The 17244-nt window shown below is 59.6% G+C and carries 11 protein-coding genes; 4 read left to right on the top strand and 7 right to left on the bottom strand.

All coding sequences use genetic code 11. From position 1 onward, the window contains the following. Positions 1-412: 412 nt before the first annotated feature. The 3 genes from ACZRMS_RS25505 to ACZRMS_RS25515 all read left to right on the top strand — a co-directional run bounded on the left by ACZRMS_RS25505 (position 413) and on the right by ACZRMS_RS25515 (position 4460). A complete protein-coding gene (locus ACZRMS_RS25505; protein ID WP_126624766.1) occupies positions 413-847 on the top strand; it encodes a hypothetical protein in 435 nt (144 codons plus the stop codon). Between the two features lie 82 nt (positions 848-929). Further along, a complete protein-coding gene (locus ACZRMS_RS25510; protein WP_048388137.1) occupies positions 930-1490 on the top strand; it encodes a recombinase family protein in 561 nt (186 codons plus the stop codon). 3 nt (positions 1491-1493) lie between these two features. Next, a complete protein-coding gene (locus ACZRMS_RS25515; RefSeq protein ID WP_146427464.1) occupies positions 1494-4460 on the top strand; it encodes a Tn3 family transposase in 2967 nt (988 codons plus the stop codon). A gap of 159 nt (positions 4461-4619) precedes the next feature. Here ACZRMS_RS25515 and ACZRMS_RS25520 read toward each other — a convergent pair whose 3' ends face one another. The 7 genes from ACZRMS_RS25520 to ACZRMS_RS25550 all read right to left on the bottom strand — a co-directional run bounded on the left by ACZRMS_RS25520 (position 4620) and on the right by ACZRMS_RS25550 (position 13300). Further along, positions 4620-5468, bottom strand: a complete 849-nt coding sequence (locus ACZRMS_RS25520; RefSeq protein ID WP_146427466.1) for an ABC transporter permease — start codon at positions 5466-5468, stop codon at positions 4620-4622. Between the two features lie 12 nt (positions 5469-5480). Beyond that, complete coding sequence (locus tag ACZRMS_RS25525) at positions 5481-6332, bottom strand: ABC transporter ATP-binding protein (RefSeq protein WP_029298781.1); 852 nt, start codon at positions 6330-6332, stop codon at positions 5481-5483. Position 6333: 1 nt separating this feature from the next. After that, complete coding sequence (locus ACZRMS_RS25530) at positions 6334-7359, bottom strand: ABC transporter substrate-binding protein (RefSeq protein ID WP_146427468.1); 1026 nt, start codon at positions 7357-7359, stop codon at positions 6334-6336. 14 nt (positions 7360-7373) lie between these two features. Beyond that, the gene (locus tag ACZRMS_RS25535; RefSeq protein WP_146427470.1) at positions 7374-8258 is read right to left on the bottom strand and encodes a TauD/TfdA dioxygenase family protein; all 885 of its coding nucleotides are present in this window, start codon (positions 8256-8258) and stop codon (positions 7374-7376) included. Between the two features lie 146 nt (positions 8259-8404). Continuing rightward, entirely contained in the window at positions 8405-9766 is a 1362-nt protein-coding gene (locus ACZRMS_RS25540; protein WP_029298775.1) for an HlyD family type I secretion periplasmic adaptor subunit, read from the bottom strand. Continuing rightward, positions 9756-11912 carry a type I secretion system permease/ATPase gene (locus ACZRMS_RS25545; protein ID WP_029298773.1) on the bottom strand — a complete coding sequence of 719 codons (2157 nt, stop codon included), beginning with the start codon at positions 11910-11912 and terminating at the stop codon, positions 9756-9758. Before ACZRMS_RS25545 ends, ACZRMS_RS25540 begins: the two co-directional genes overlap by 11 nt. A 41-nt stretch (positions 11913-11953) precedes the next feature. Beyond that, on the bottom strand, positions 11954-13300 hold the full coding sequence (locus ACZRMS_RS25550) for a TolC family outer membrane protein (protein ID WP_029298771.1): 1347 nt from the start codon (positions 13298-13300) through the stop codon (positions 11954-11956). Positions 13301-13641: 341 nt separating this feature from the next. Between ACZRMS_RS25550 and ACZRMS_RS25555 the strand changes: the two genes are divergently transcribed. Beyond that, positions 13642-17244, top strand: a 3603-nt coding sequence (locus ACZRMS_RS25555; protein WP_463997561.1) for a retention module-containing protein, incomplete at its 3' end; no start/stop codon positions are given.

A 17244-nucleotide genomic window follows, 5' to 3' on the forward strand; every position in this document is an offset into this window, starting at 1 on the left:
TGATGACGAGCGAAAGAACACAACATCAACCGCCCCCTTGATCACAATTTTGCTAACTGGGTGGATGGGGCGCTCTTCCTTCTCGTAGTTGGCAGCACGTTCCCATGCGGAATCGCGATGGTTGGCATCCTGGTGCGTCAAAGGGCTGGATTGGCTCATCATCTATCCTTTGTGATTTATTTTGAGTGGCTTTGCCATAGCTCGACTCAGGGTTAATCATAGTGAATAATAATGAGCTGTCAATCGATCCGTCAGGTTGGGCTATACCCTAACCTGATGTCAGGCTGCCAAGACCCTCAGCGTCAGGTTAGAGTTGAAAGTACATTTTATTGACACTTGCTAACGAATATCATAGATTTCAGCCTGACACAATTGACGTGCTGAACGTCATTGACATCAAAAAGGAATGAATATGCCATCGATCAAATCGACACTTGTCGCCGGAGCCAAGCCTGAGGCTGGAACTCTATTGCAGGTGCAGGAAAAAATGGGGACTCGCCCAGGACAGTCGCTGGAATTTATGGTTTTTGAGGTCGAGTACGACCGAAAAAAATATTACTGCTGCTGGGCGGGTGGAGAGATAAAGGGTGGTGAACCGCATATGACTTTGGTTGGTCAGGCAGCTGTTGAGGCACTGTCCAATCTTCCGCTGGGCCGTAATGACTCGCTGATTTTCCAGGAGCTGAAGCTCGGATCTACACCACTTCGGAACAAGGTTAAAGCAACGCTTAAACGTGCACCGGCCAATTCAAAAATCTGTTTCATCGGCGATATGCAAGGTGAGTTGGATGGACACCTGGCCCAGGTATTCAACTTACAAAAAGGGTCTATCAGCGTCTCTCATTGAGAGTACCCGTATTGCAAGCAGGGTAAGAGGCAGCGAATGCTGCCTCTGATCATTAAGCATTAGCGAAGCCTACGGAGGCAGCTTGCAGGGACAACGTATCGGTTATGTCCGGGTCAGCAGCTACGACCAGAACCCGGAACGCCAACTAGAACAGACTCAGGTAGGCAAGCTGTTCACCGACAAGGCATCTGGTAAGGATACCCAGCGTCCGCAACTGGAGGCCATGCTCGGCTTTGTCCGCGAGGGTGACACCGTTGTGGTGCACAGTATGGATCGCTTGGCCCGCAACCTGGACGACCTGCGGCGTCTGGTGCAAAAGCTGACCAAGCGCGGCGTGCGTATCGAGTTTCTGAAGGAAGGCTTGGTGTTCACTGGTGACGACTCCCCCATGGCCAACCTGATGCTGTCGGTAATGGGGGCTTTCGCGGAGTTCGAGCGAGCCCTCATTCGCGAGCGACAGCGCGAGGGCATTGCCCTGGCCAAACAGCGTGGTGCTTACCGGGGCCGCAAGAAGGCCCTGTCCGATGAACAGGCCATCATAGTCAGGCAACGCGCCGCTGCCGGCGAAGCGAAGGCCCAGTTAGCCCGTGAGTTCGGTATAAGTAGGGAAACCCTCTACCAGTACCTTCGCAGGGATGACTGACACATGCCCCGTCGCTCGATCCTTTCGGCCACTGAGCGCGACACCCTGCTTGCCCTGCCGGATAGCCAAGACGACCTGATCCGCTATTACACCTTCAACGAGTCCGACCTGTCGCTGATCCGTCAGCGCCGGGGTGATGCCAATCGCCTTGGCTTTGCGGTGCAGCTCTGCCTGCTGCGCTACCCCGGTTACGCGCTGGCCAGCGACAGCGTGCTGCCCGATCCGGTCATTGAGTGGGTGGCCCGACAGGTTCAGGCGGCGCCTGAAAGCTGGCCGAAGTACGGCGAGCGCGATGTCACCCGCCGCGAACACGCCCAGGAGCTGCGCACCTACCTTGGATTGCTGCCGTTCGGGCTTTCGGACTTTCGCGCTCTGGTACGCGAGTTGACCAACCTGGCCCAGCAAACCGACAAAAGCTTGTTACTGGCCGGGCAGGCCCTGGAGAGTCTGCGTCAACAACGGCGGATCTTACCGACATTGACGGTGATCGATCGGGCCTGTTCTGAAGCCGTGGCACGAGCCAACCGCAGGGTTTACCGTGCCTTGATCGAGCCGCTGAGCCAGCAACATCGGAACAAGCTCGACGAACTGCTAACCCTCAAGGCCGGCAGCAATAGCACCTGGTTAACGTGGCTACGCCAGTCTCCACTAAAACCGAACTCGCGGCACATAATGGAGCACATCGAACGGCTGAAGATCTTCCAGCTGGTGGGTTTGCCCGAAGGGCTCGACCGGCTAATCCACCAGAACCGGTTGCTGAAGCTGGCCCGTGAAGGCGGGCAGATGACGCCTCAGGATCTGGGCAAGTTCGAGAGCGAACGGCGCTACGCGACCTTGGCGGCCGTGGTGCTGGAAAGCACCGCCACGGTGACCGATGAACTGGTAGATCTGCACGACCGGATTCTGATCAAGCTGTTCAGTAGCGCCAAGAACAAGCATCAGCAGCAGTTCCAGAAACAGGGCAAGGCGATCAACGACAAGGTGCGCCTGTACTCGAAAATAGGCCAGGCCTTGCTGGAGGCCAAAGCGTCGGGGGACGATCCGTTCGCCGCCATCGAGGCGGTCATCCCCTGGGACGAATTCGCCCAGAGCGTGACCGATGCCGAGCTGCTGGCCCGGCCCGAGGCGTTCGACCACCTGCACCTGGTCAGCGAGAACTTCAACACGTTGCGCCGCTACACCCCAGCCTTTCTGGAGGTGCTTGAGCTACGGGCTGCACCTGCAGCGCAACGCGTGCTGGATGCTATCCAGCAGCTGCGTGAGATGAACGCAGATAACCTGCGCAAGGTGCCATCGGATGCACCGACCGCCTTCATCAAGCCGCGATGGAAACCGCTGGTGATCACGCCGGAAGGCATTGACCGGCGTTTTTACGAAATCTGCGCCTTGTCTGAACTGAAAAACGCGCTGCGTTCCGGCGATATTTGGGTCAAGGGCTCTCGGCAGTTCCGTGACTTTGAAGATTACCTGCTACCACCCGCGAAGTTTGCCGTGCTCAAGAAGGAACAGGCGCTGCCATTGGCGATCAATCCCAACAGCGACCAGTACCTGGAGGAGCGCTTGCAGCTGCTGGAGCAGCAACTGGCGACCGTCGCCAAGCTGGCCAAGGACAACGAACTACCCGACGCCATCCTCACCGAGTCCGGGCTGAAGATTACGCCGCTGGATGCGGCGGTACCGGACACCGCTCAGGCGCTGATCGACAAGACCAGTCAGCTACTGCCACGTATCAAAATCACCGAGCTGCTGATGGACGTGGATGAATGGACGGGATTCACCCGTCACTTCACCCATCTGAAGGATGGTGCCCAGGCCAAGGATAGAACGCTGCTGTTGTCTGCAATCCTTGGCGATGCCATCAACATCGGACTGACCAAAATGGCCGATTCGAGTCCGGGAATGACCTACGCAAAGTTGTCCTGGCTGCAAGCCTGGTACATCCGCGACGAAACCTACGCGGCGGCACTGGCCGAACTGGTCAACAGCCAGTTCAGCCATTCCTTTGCGGCTAACTGGGGAGACGGCACCACCTCATCGTCCGATGGCCAGCGCTTTCGCGCAGGCGGTCGAGGCGAAAGCACCGGGCACGTCAACCCGAAGTACGGCAACGAACCGGGGCGGCTGTTCTATACCCACATTTCCGATCAGTACGCACCGTTTAGCACCCGCGTGGTGAATGTCGGTGTTCGGGATTCGACCTATGTACTCGATGGACTGCTGTATCACGAGTCGGATCTGCGGATCGAGGAGCACTACACCGACACTGCGGGCTTCACCGATCACGTCTTCGCCCTAATGCACCTGCTGGGCTTTCGTTTTGCCCCGCGCATCCGCGACCTAGGCGAGACCAAGCTGTACGTGCCCCAGAGTGTCCAGAACTACCCGACACTGCGGCCAATGATTGGAGGTACGTTGAACATCAAGCACGTGCGGGCTCACTGGGACGAGATTCTGCGCCTGGCCGCGTCGATAAAACAGGGCACTGTCACTGCCTCGTTGATGCTGCGCAAGCTGGGCAGCTATCCGCGTCAGAACGGTTTGGCCGTGGCCCTGCGGGAGTTGGGCCGGATCGAGCGCACGCTGTTTATCCTGGACTGGCTGCAAAGCGTCGAGCTGCGCCGCCGTGTGCATGCTGGGCTGAACAAGGGCGAGGCGCGCAACGCGCTGGCCAGGGCAGTGTTCTTTAACCGCCTCGGTGAAATCAGGGATCGGAGCTTTGAACAGCAGCGCTACCGGGCCAGCGGCCTCAACCTGGTGACCGCCGCCATTGTGCTGTGGAACACGGTCTACCTAGAACGGGCCACCCTGGGGTTGGCTGACGCCGGAAAACCGGTGAATACCGACCTGTATCAGTATCTATCGCCGTTGGGATGGGAGCACATCAACCTGACTGGCGATTACGTCTGGCGGCAGAGCCGCAAGCTGGAAGACGGGAAATTCAGGCCGTTACGACAGGTCGGAAAACCTTAGCGTACGATTTTTTCCGAATTCTGTAGGCTCCCCCAACAGGTTCATATCCGGTAATTGCATGCCAAGCACTCATGATGGGTTTGGAGTACAGCGCACGCAATCGTAGCAGGCTTTACCGGTACTGCCCGGTGGCGAGGGGCTCCAGGCCCCCGCAAGGGTTTATCGCTGCATGCCCCAGCGCTTCACGGTGACGCGCTCCAGGATGTCGAACACCAGGTTCTCTACGAGCAGGCCGATAAGGATCACCACCGCCAGCCCCGCGAAGACCTTGTCGGTGTACAGCTCGTTGCGGTTCTGGAAGATGTACCAGCCCAGGCCACCCTTGCCGCTGGTCGCGCCGAACACCAGTTCGGCGGCGATCAGCGTACGCCAGGCAAAGGCCCAGCCAATCTTCAGCCCGGCGAGGATCGACGGCAACGCCGCCGGAATCAGGATAAACAGCACAAAGCGCATGCCCTTGAGGCCGTAGTTGCGACCGGCCATGCGCAGGGTTTCCGACACGCCCATGAATCCCGAGTAAGTGTTGAGTGCCAAGGCCCACAGCACCGAGTGCACCAACACAAAAATCAGGCTGTTCTGCCCCAGGCCAAACCACAGCAACGCCAATGGCAGCAGAGCAATCGCCGGCAGCGGGTTGAACATCGAGGTCAGGGTGCTCAGCAGGTCACGGCCCATCTGGGTCGAAACCGCCAACGTGGTCAGGGCGAATGCCAGGACAATCCCGATCAGGTAGCCCTTGAGCAGCACCACCAGCGAGATACTGACCTTACCCAACAGCTCGCCACTGGCAATGCCGTCGTAGAAGGCGTGGAAGGTCTGCAGGAAACTGGGCAGCAGCAGGTCGTTGTTCTGATAGCGCGCCGCTGCTTCCCAGAGGAGCGCCAGCACGATCAGGATCAAGCCTTTGCGCAACCAGCCTTGTTGCCACAGGCGCTGACGCAGGGGTAAGGCACGCTCCACGGGCACGCCGGGCAGCGGTTGCAGGGTGATTTCATATTCCTGGCGCATGGGCACAGTCCTTCAATAAGCGATGCGGATATCGGCGAAATCCAACTCGGTTTCTGCCTCGGGCGTTTCATCGAACAACAGGCGATGAATACGCCGCGCCGACGCCTGGAACTCCACACCGCCAAGGCTGTGCAGGTCATATTGATGGCTGTGGATTTCGGCGCGCACACGCCCTGGATGGGGCGACAGCAGCAGGATGCGGTTACCCACCACCAAGGCCTCTTCGATGGAGTGGGTGACGAACAGCAAGGTAAAACGCACCTCCTCCCACAGCAGCAGCAACTCCTCTTGCATCTTGCGCCGGGTCAGGGCGTCGAGTGCGGCGAACGGTTCGTCCATCAGCAGGATTTTCGGCTGCATGGCCAATGCCCGGGCAATCGCAACGCGAGCCTTCATGCCACCGGACAGGGTGTGGGGATAGGCGTCGGCAAAGGCGCTCAAGCCGACCTTGTCGAGGTAATACAACGCCCGTTCTTCGGCCTCGCGACGCTTGAGGGTCTTGGACGCCAGCAGCGGGAACATCACGTTCTGCTTGACGGTTTTCCACGGCGGCAACTGGTCGAACTCCTGGAACACCACGATGCGATCCGGGCCCGGCTGCTCGACCTTCTGCCCTACCAGGCGAATTTCGCCTTCGCAGGGTTTGATAAAACCGGCTACCGCCTTGAGCAGCGTGGACTTGCCGCAGCCCGAAGGCCCCAGCAGTACAAAACGGTCGGCCGGATCGATCTCGAAACTGACCTGGTGGGTGGCCCGCACTACCCGTTCGGGCGTGCGGTATTCAAGGCTGACGTGATCCACCGAGAGCAGCGCCTCAGTGGTGTTCAGGTTGCTGGCCGTGTGGCCTTGCAAGGGTGCGTTCATCTCAGCTCCCTTGCAGCGGCTTGGCATCCTGGAAGAAGTAATCCTTCCACGACTCGGGTTTGTTCTTGATCGCGCCCACGCGGTAGAGGAACTCGGCCAGCGGGTAGGTGTTTTTCGGGGTGACGCTGAATTCGAATTGCGGGTTGTCGATAATTTTCAGCAGCGCGGCACGGTCGATCTTGGCCTTGGTCACGCGGATGTAGGTGTCGGCAGCGGCGCCCTTGTCGTTCTGCGCAAACTGCGCGGCCTCGGTCAGTGCGTCGATAAAGGCCTTGTAGGTTTTCGGGTTGTCGTTGCGAAACTTCTCGGTGGCGAACAGCACGGTCGGTGAGTTCGGCCCCAACAGGTCATAGGTGTTGAGCACCACATGCACGTTCGGGTTGGCCAGGGCCTGGTCCTGGAACGGCGGGTTGGAGAAGTGCCCGGTCAGCTCCGTACCGCCGGCGATCAGCGCAGCCGTGGCGTCCGGGTGCGGCACGGCGATGGTGTATTTATCCAGGCGATTGAATTCCTTGTCGCCCCATTGCTTGGCCGCCGCGTATTGCAGGAACCGCGACTGCACGGAAACCCCCACGGCCGGTACCGCGATGCGATCTTTTTCGGTGAAGTCGGCGATGGTCTTGACCTTGGGGTTGTTGCTGACCAGGTAGTAAGGGAAGTTGCCCAGGGAAGCCACGGCCTTGACGTTCTGCTTGCCATGGGTGCGGTCCCAGATGGTCAGCAGCGGGCCGACACCGGCGCCGGCAATGTCGATGGAGCCAGACAGCAGCGCGTCATTGACCGCCGCGCCACCGGACAATTGGGTCCAGTCGACCTTGATGTCGATACCTTGCTGCTTGCCGTATTTTTCGATCAGGTTCTGGTCGCGCACCACATTGAGCAGCAAGTAAACGATGCCGAACTGCTCGGCAATGCGAATCTCGCCTTCGGCCTGGGCGACGGCGGGAGCAACCAAACTGCCGGCCAACAGGCTGACGCCAAGGCCAACGGTCGCGGCCAATCGTGCAAAGGGGGTTTTCCTGGACATGGTCATGCTCCGAATCAGAAGGGGGCGTCGCCCTGGATGGTGGTGCGAAACAGTTTGCGACGCAGGTGGCTGGGGCAACCGGCGGCCAGGTGGATCAGCGAGCGGTTGTCCCAGAACACCAGGTCGTGGGGCTGCCAGCTGTGGCGGTAGATGTTGTGCGGGTGGATGCTGTGGGCAAAGAGTTGGGCCAGCAGGTCGCGGCTTTCGTCTTCGGGCAGGCCGACGATACGGGTGGTGAAGCCTTCGCTGACGAACAGCGCCTGGCGCCCGTTTTCCGGGTGAGTACGCACTACCGGGTGCACCACTTCGGCGACCTGGGCCAGTTGTTCGGGGGTCAGGGTCGGGCGCCAGTTGCCTTCGAATTTGGTTTCGCTGTAGCGCGCGGTGTACGAATGCGCTGCGCTGCGACCTTCCACGGCCTTGCGCAGATGCTCGGGCAACTGGTCCCAGGCTTTGTGCATGTCGGCAAACAGCGTGTCGCCGCCTTCGGACGGCAGTTCCTGAGCGTGGAGCATCGAGCCCAGGCTCGGCAGTTCCTTGTATGACAGGTCCGAGTGCCAGAATTTGCCCGCGTCGCCCAGGCCGATGGACTGGCCGTTTTCGATGATGTTGGAAACGATGAGGATTTCCGGGTGGTTGGCCAGCAGGAACTGTTTGAGCACATGGATCTGCAACACGCCGAAGCGGCGGCTAAAGGCGATCTGTTGCTCGGGGGTGATGCGCTGGTCGCGGAACACCACCACATGGTGGTCCAGGTGCGCGCGGTGGATGCGGGCGAAGTCCTGGTCGTTGACCGGGCGCGACAGATCCAGGCCAATGATCTCGGCGCCTACGCTGCCGGGGAATGGGAGGATGTCGAAGGTTTGGGCGGTGGATAAGGCGGCTGTGGCGGTGGACATGTGATCACTCCCTGGCAGTCAGGAGAGTGACTTTATAGATATAAGAATTGAAATTTAAATACCGTTAGAGAATAACGATATGGCCTTTTTGCGGTAGGGCCTGGGGGATGGGGTGGGGTTGAGGGCCCCATCGCAGGCAATCGAGATCAACGCTCCTGCAGCGACTCGGCCCGGGCCTTGATGATGGGCTTGAGCAGGTAGCTGAGGATGGTCTTCTTGCCAGTGATGATGTCCACCGAGGCGACCATGCCGGGGATGATGATCAGTGGCTTCTCATCGGTGCCCAGGTGGCTGCGGTCGGTGCGCAAGGTGATCATGTAGTAGGTGGTTTTCTTGTCTTCATCGGTGATGGTGTCGGCACCGATGCGCTCCAGCTTGGCCTTGAGGCCGCCGTAGATGGTGTAGTCGTAGGCGGTGAACTTGACCACGGCTTCTTGCCCCGGGTGCAGGAAGGCGATGTCTTGCGGGCGGATCTTGGCTTCTACCAGCAAGGTGTCATCCAGCGGCACGATTTCAACCATGTCGCTGCCCGGCTGGATCACGCCGCCAATGGTATTGACCAACAGTTGCTTGACGATCCCGCGCACCGGCGAGGTGACCAGGGTCCGGCTCACACGGTCTTCGAGAGCTTTGCCGGTGGCCTGGGCCTTGTTCAGGTCAGTACGTGCCTCGTTGAGCTCGGTCAGCGCTTCACTGCGGTATTTACCACGCGTTTCGTCGATCTTGCGTTGTACTTCCTTGATCGCCGAGTCGGCACGGGGGATGGCCAGGGTGGTAGCGTCCAGTTGCCCACGGGTTTCCATTTCTGCGCGCTTGAGGCGCAGCACTTCCACCGGCGACACCGCACCCTGGGCGACCAGGGGTTCGGACATGTTGATTTCCTGGCGCTGCAACGACAGTTGGTTACGGTACTGGCCTTGCTTGGAGGTGTATTCGCGCATCTCCTGCTGGCGCTGGGTCAGTTGTTCCTGCAAACCACCGATTTCATCCTTGAACTGCTGGCGCCGGCTTTCATACAGCGACTGCTCGTTGATGGCCTGGGTGGGCGCAGCGGCACGCACGTCTTCAGGAATGTTCAGCGGCCGGTCTTCGACCTGGGCGTTCAAGCGCTCGATGCGCAGTAACAGCGACAGGCGCTGGGCCTCGGTTTCACCAGCGTTGGAGACAAAGCGCGTGTCATCCAGGCGGATCAGTGGCGCGCCAGCCTCGACGATCTGCCCTTCCTTGACGTACAGCTCGGCGACGATGCCGCCCTCAAGGTTCTGGATCTTCTGCAACTTGGAGGATGGAATAGCCTTGCCATCACCGCGCGTCACTTCGTCGACCTTGGCAAAACCGGCCCACAGCAGCATGCACAGGAAAAACCCGATGATCCCCCAGATGGTCAACCGCACCACACGCGGGGCATCTTCGATCAGGGCCTTCTTGACCTCTGGCAGTGGCTGGCCATCCAGCGAATCGGAACCAATGAAATAGCGACGGACCGCGTCCTTGAATTTACGCAACACTGATCTGCCCCTTCTTCAACGCTTCCATCACTACGGCTTTCGGGCCATCGGCAAGGATTTGCCCACGGTCGATGACCAACAAACGGTCCACTAGGGACAACAGCGACGCACGGTGCGTCACCAGCACCACGGTCTTGTTTTCCACAACGGCTTGCAGGCGCTGTTTCAAGCGTTCTTCACCGGTGTTGTCCATGGCGCTGGTTGGTTCGTCCAGCAGCAGGATAGGCGGGTTGAGCAACAGGGCGCGGGCCAGGGCGACATTTTGTCGCTGGCCGCCAGAGAGGTTCTGGCCGCGCTCGCCCACTTGCAGCTCGTAGCCTTGTGGATGCAAGCGGGCAAATTCGTGGACGCCCGCCAGCTCAGCGGCTTGCAGTACCACTTCGTCTTCAACGTAACGGGCGCCGGAGACCAGGTTGTCGCGCAGGGTGCCGGCCAGCAGTTGGATGTCCTGGGGCACATAGCCGACGTTGTGGCGCAGTTCGCTGACGTCGATCTGGCGAATGTCCACGCCGTCCACCAGCAAGGCGCCGGAGTCGGGTTGGTAGAGGCCCACGATCAGTTTGGCCAGGGAGCTTTTACCCGAGCCGCTGCGCCCGATGATGCCGATCTTCTCGCCGGGCTTGATCACCAGGTTGATGTTCTTGAGTGCCATGTTCTGCTGGTTGGGGTACGTGAAATTCAGGCCCCGGCACTCGATGGCGCCCTGCAGGGTACGGCGGCTCAAAGGGCGTTCTTCGAAGTTGCGCTCTTGGGGCAGCTCCATCATCTGGTCGGTGGAGACCATGGTGACCTTGGCTTGCTGGTAGCGGGTCATCAGGCCCGACAGCGACGCCAGCGGGCTGAGGGCGCGGCCACTGAGCATGTAGCAGGCAATCAGGCCACCCATGCTGAGATTGCCGTCGATGATCTGGTAGACCCCGAAGACAATCATGATCACACCCGCCAATTGCTGGATCAGCAGGGTGATGTTCATCGACAGCCCAGAGAGCATTTTCACCCGCAATTCAAGGCGGCTGAGGGTGCCAATGGTTTGCTCCCACTGGTATTGGCGCTCGCTTTCAGCGTTGTTGACCTTGACCGCATCCAGCCCGGCCAGGGTTTCGATCAGGCTCGACTGGCGCTCGGAGGCCAGGGCCATGGTGCGCTCCATGGTGGCGACCAGCGGCTTTTGCAGCAGGTAGCCGATGCCCAGGGCAATCGGGAAGGCCAGCATGGGGATCCATACCAGATGCCCGCCGAGGATCGCGATAACCATGAATATCAGCAGGGTAAACGGCAAGTCGATCAGGCTGGTGAGCGTCAGGGAGGCGAGGAAATCACGCAGGCTCTGAAACTCGTGGATGTTCTGGGCGAAGCTGCCGACCCGTGCCGGACGGTACTTCATCGACATGCCGACGATCCGCTCGAACAACGTGGCCGAGATGATCAGGTCGGTTTTCTTGCCGGCCAGGTCCAGGCACAGGCTGCGCAGGCTTTTGAGGACCAGGTCGAAGACGTAGGCGATGAAAATACCGGTCGCCAGCACCCACAGGGTGGCGGTGGCCTGGTTGGGCACGACGCGGTCGTAGACGTTCATCACGAACAGCGGCGCTGCCATGGCAATCAGGTTGATCAGGAAACTGGCGGCGATGGCATCGGCGTAGAGCCAGCGCGAACGCTTGAGGGTGTCACGAAACCAGGAGCGGGCCCGGGGGATCAGGGTGCCGTGGCTGACATCGAATTTGTGTTGGGGCTGGGCAAAGAACACTTTACCGGTGTAGTCATCGGCCAACGCCTGGCGCTTGACGATGGTTTCACCGCCGTCGCTTTCGCTGAGCAGCACCTGCGCCTCGTCCTCACCCTGCCAGCCGAGCAGCACGGCACTACGGCCATCCTTGAGCAACAGCAGCGCCGGCATGGCAATCGGGGGGATCGAATCGAGCTTGCGTTGCAGCAGCCGCCCTTGCAAACCGGCGCGGGCCGCAGCCCGGGCCAGCAAGTCGGCGGTCAGTTGCTGTGCCGGCAATGGCAGACCGGTGGTCAGCATCGCCGCGCTGGCGGGCTTCTGGTGCAGGGCGCAGAGAGCCAACAACCCGTCGAGTAACGGGTCGTCGTGCAATGTGCGTGGATCATGACTGAGATGGACTCGACTGACTTCTGATTCCACGCGGGCTCTCTCAACTAACAGATGGGACTATAAGGAATAGCTCAATTCATCCCAGGCAGTTGGACTTTCGGCTTCACGTCGTTCTGGACGACGGAGGCCATCGGTGCGACCACTCCTTGGCTCTTGAGCAACTCGCCCATGGTCGCCTTGATTCGGTACTGAGTAAATAACTGAACGTTTTTTATCTCTTCCAAACGGCGCGAAGCGGTGAACAGCTCGTTTTCACTGTCGAGCAAGTCAAGCAGAGTTCGTTCGCCCAGGCTGAATTGTTTCTGGTAGGCGCCGCGCACCTTGCTGCTGTGGTCGACGTATTGCTGGGCAATCGGCACCTGGGCATTGGCGTTGTTCATGGCGTTCCAGGCCAGGCCCAGTTCTTCGTTCAACTGGCGCAAGGCGTTGTTGCGGATATCCAGGGCCTGGTTGGACTGGTAGGACTTGGACTCCAGCTCAGCCTTGTTGCTGCCACCGGCGTACAGGTTGAAGCGCATGCGCAGCATGGCTTCCCAGCCGTTGTTGTGGCTGGCGTCGCCGTCGATGTTGTTGTCGGCGTTACGGCCCAACTCGGCGTCGAAACGTGGGTAGAAGGAAGACTTGGCGGCTTCGTATTGTTTTTCGGCAGCGGCGATATCGGATTCGGCCGAACGCAGGATCGGGCTGTTATCGAGCATCTGGCGACGCGCTTCATTCAGGTCTGCAGGCAGCAGCGCCATGAAGCTGGGCGGACGCTCCAACTGATCGGCTTCTTGGCCGACGGCACTGAGGTAGTTGGTCTGGGCGTCGGCCAGGTTGGTCTGCTCGGTGATCACGTTGTTACGGGCTTGGGCCAAACGGGCTTCAGCCTGGTCCAGGTCAGCCCCGCTGCCGACACCGCGCTGGGTGCGCAGTTTGATCTGGTCGTAGATGCGCTCGTGGTTACGCAGGTTGTCTTCGGCCAGACGCACGAACTCACGACGGGTCAGGACGTCCAGGTAAACCTGGGCTACCGTCAATGCAGTGCGCTCGGAAGTGCCAAGCAACGAAAAAGCGCGGGAGTTAACGGTGGCTTGTTGACGCCCTACTTCACTGGAGGTGGCAAAACCGTCAAAAACCATTTGCTGCAGGCGCAGGCTCGATTCGCCGCGATTGAGGGTGTCCCAATGGCCGCCACGGGCGCGAGTGGATGAACTGTCGGTGCCTTCACGGCCATAACCCGCGTTCAAGTCGACACGGGGCAGGTAACCACCCTTGGCCGCACGCAACTGATAGTCAGCCGCGATACGAGCGTTGACACCTGCCTGAATCTCAGGGTGCACATCCAGCGCTTGCTGCATGGCCTGGGGCAGGGTTTGGGCTTGTACGAAACTGGCGGCGAGAACGAACGGTATTGCCTTAAGCAGGTGCAAACGCATTTTAAGAATCCCCAGGACTTCTTGTCTCAAGTCACAGCAACTTGGTTGTGCTGCGTTAGAAAATGGCTACCGTAATGACCGTACGTCGGAAAGTTCAAAAGCGGAACTGGTTCACACATGTAGGACGGTTCGCCGCATGAATATCAATGTGACATTAGCGAGGCGATTGTTTAGGATGGCGCCAAGAAGGTCAATAGTTTGGCATAAAGTAAATCGCCAAAAAATATAGCCAATTATTTGACGTCATCCGATTTATAAACTACGCACCTCCCAGGCTGATGAATCCCATCGGATCTCAGCCTTAGGAACACCCACAGAATGGATCGCCGGAGAAATCTTCAATGAGCAGTGTTGTTGCAATCGTCAAAAGCATTGTTGGCCAAGTTTTCGTCATTTCTCCGGAAGGCGCCCGTCGGGTGCTGGTTGAAGGTGATCGCCTGTTTGCCGGCGATCAGATAGACACCGGCATGTCGGGCTCCGTGAGCCTGGAGCTGGCCGATGGCCGTACGCTGGACCTGGGGCGTGATACCCAGTGGAGCGCCAACGCGCCCGACTCCAGCACTGACCTGGCCCAAGCCACTGCACAGGCCGCACCTTCGGTTGCCGAACTGCAGCAGGCCATTGCCGCCGGCGCTGACCCGACCACCGACCTGGAAGCCACCGCCGCAGGCGCGACAGCTTCCGGCACGGGCGCTGCCGGTGGCGGCCACAGCTTTGTGATGCTTGATGAGACCGCAGGCTCGGTCGATCCGACCATTGGGTTTCCGACTGCTGGCCTGGGTTTCGCAACCAATGCGCTGACCAACGAACTCGGCGGGCAGCCGATTGACCCACTCACGGCCGCACCTTTGCCGTCGACCCTGACCCTGGGCGCCACACCGACCATCACCGAAGCCGGCGGCGTGCTGACCTACACCGCCACAGTGACCCAGCCGTCCACCAGCAACCTGACGATCACCCTGTCCAACGGCGCGGTGATCACCATCCCGGCCGGCCAAGTGACCGGCTCCGTCAATGTGCCTTTGGCGCCCAACGACAGCCCGTACATCGATCCAGGCCAGATCAGCGTCACCGTCACCGGCACCACCGGCGGTAACAACCTGATCTTGACCGTCGACCCGACACCGGCAGTCACCCAGATCACCGACACCATCGACACCACCACTGTGACCCTGACAGCAGGCGAAACAGTGACCGAAGGCGGCCAGATCACTTACACCGCGACCCTGACCAACCCGGCACAGACCCCTGTCACCATCACCTTGAGCAACGGCTCGGTGATCACCATTGAGGCAGGCAAGTCCACCGGTACGGTGGTGGTCGATACGCCGGCCAACGACGTCTACAACAATGGCAGCACGGTCAGCACCACCATTACCGGGGCAACCGGTGGCAACTTCGAAAAGCTGGAGCCAGACACCACCCCAGCTGTCACCACGATCACCGACTCGGTCGATGACACTGGCCTGACCCTCACCGCCACCAATACCGTGACCGAAGGCGGCCAGATCACCTACACCGCGACCCTGACCAACCCGGCGCAAACCCCGGTTACCGTGACGTTGTCCAACGGTTCGGTGATCACCATCAAGGCCGGCGAATCCGTCGGCACCGTGGTGGTCGATACCCCGGCGAACGACGTCTACGTCAACGGCAGCACCGTCACTACGACTATCACCGGGACCACCGGTGGCAACTTTGAAAACCTGGTGCCCAACACGACGCCAGCCGTCACGACCATCACCGATTCGGTCGACACCACCACCGTGACACTGACAGCGCCAGGCGATGTCAACGAAGGCGGCCAGATCACCTACACCGCCACGCTTTCCAATAAAGCAGACACCGACGTTACGCTGAAGCTGGATAACGGTTCGACCATCATCATCAAGGCGGGTGAAACCGTTGGCTCCGTCACCGTCGATGCTCCGGGCGATGATGTGTTTGTCGACAAAAGCACGCAAACCGTGAAGATCGTCGAGACTGATGGCGGCAACTTCGAAAAACTGGAAGTGGCCGGTGACGGCGCTACCACCACCGTGAACGACACCATCGACAAGGTTGATGTGGTGCTGACGGCGACCACCACCGTGGGTGAAGGCGGCCAGATCGTTTACACCGCATCGCTGGTGGACAAGGCGGGTAACCCGGTCACCAACACCACCAATCCGTTGACCGTGACCCTGGACAATGGCCAGACCATTACCATTGGCGTCGGCCAATCCGCGGGTACTGCCAGCACTGTTGCGCCTAATGACGTGTATGAGGGCAACCAGACCGTCACCACCGCGATCACCAATGTGACCGGCGGCGCGCACTTCGAGAACCTGGTACCTGGCACCACGCCAGTCAACACCACCGTGACCGACACACCCGGCACCACCGACACCACCACCGTCACCCTGACCGCACCGGGCGAGGCCGACGAGGGTGGCAACATCACCTACACCGCGACCCTGAGCAACAAGGCCGGCAGCGACCTGACCCTTACCTTGAGCAATGGTGACGTCATCACTATCGCCAAGGGCGAGACCACAGGCCAAGTGACCTCCAAGGCACCGACCGACGACGTATTCAAAGATGCGGGTCCGATCAACGTCACGATCAATCCGGACTTTGTGGGTGGTGGTTTCGAGAAGCTTGATATCGCTCCGGGTGGGGCGACGACACAGATCAACGACACCATCGACAAGGTCGATGTGGTGCTGACTGCGACTAAAACTGTCGGCGAAGGCGGCGAGATCGTTTACACCGCCACCCTGGTCGACAAGGACGGCAAGCCAGTCACCAATACCACTGGTCCGCTGACCATCACCCTCGATAACAAACAGGTCATCACCATCGGTGTGAACGAGTCGAGCGGTACTGTTTCGGCTGTGGCTCCAGATGATGTGTACAAAGGCGACCAAACTGTTACGACCGGCATCGAAAAAGTCACCGGTGGCGAGCACTTCGAGAACTTGGTCCCTGGTACTGACAAAGTCACGACCGTCGTAACCGACACACCGGGCACCGATAACACCACTACCGTCACCTTGACCGCGCCAGACGCCGTCAACGAAGGCGGGAAAATCACTTACACCGCTACGCTTTCTAATAAAGCGGATACCGACGTCACCCTGACGCTCGACAACAAACAAACCATCACCATCAAGGCCGGCGAAACCGTTGGTACCGTGATTGTTGATGCCCCTGGCGATGACGTGTTCATCGACAAGAGCACCCAGACGGTCAAGATCACCGGTACTGAAGGCGGTAACTTCGAGAAGCTCGTAGTCGCAGGCGACGGCGCAACGACGCAGATCAACGACACCATCGACAAGGTTGATGTGGTGCTGACTGCCACCAAAACTGTCGGCGAAGGCGGCGAGATCGTTTACACCGCGACTTTGGTTGATAAAGACGGCAAGCCAGTTACCAACACCACTGGTCCGCTGACCATCACCCTCGATAACAAACAGGTCATCACCATCGGTGTGAACGAGTCGAGCGGTACTGTTTCGGCTGTAGCGCCGGACGACGTGTACAAAGGCGACCAGACTGTTACGACCGGCATCGAAAAAGTCACCGGTGGCGAGCACTTCGAGAACCTGGTTCCAGGTACCGATAAAGTCACCACCGTCGTAACTGACACACCGGGCACCGACAACACCACCACCGTCACCTTGACCGCGCCAGACGCCGTCAACGAAGGCGGGAAAATCACTTACACCGCCACCTTGAGCAACAAGGCTGACACTGACGTCACCCTGACACTCGACAACAAGCAAACCATCACCATCAAGGCCGGTGAAACCGTCGGTACCGTGATTGTTGATGCTCCAGGCGATGACGTGTTCATCGACAAGAGCACCCAGACCGTCCAGATCACCGGCACCGCGGGTGGCAACTTCGAGAAGCTCGTAGTCGCTGGCGACGGCGCAACGACGCAGATCAACGACACC

Source organism: Pseudomonas sp. B424 (genome assembly GCF_055408345.1).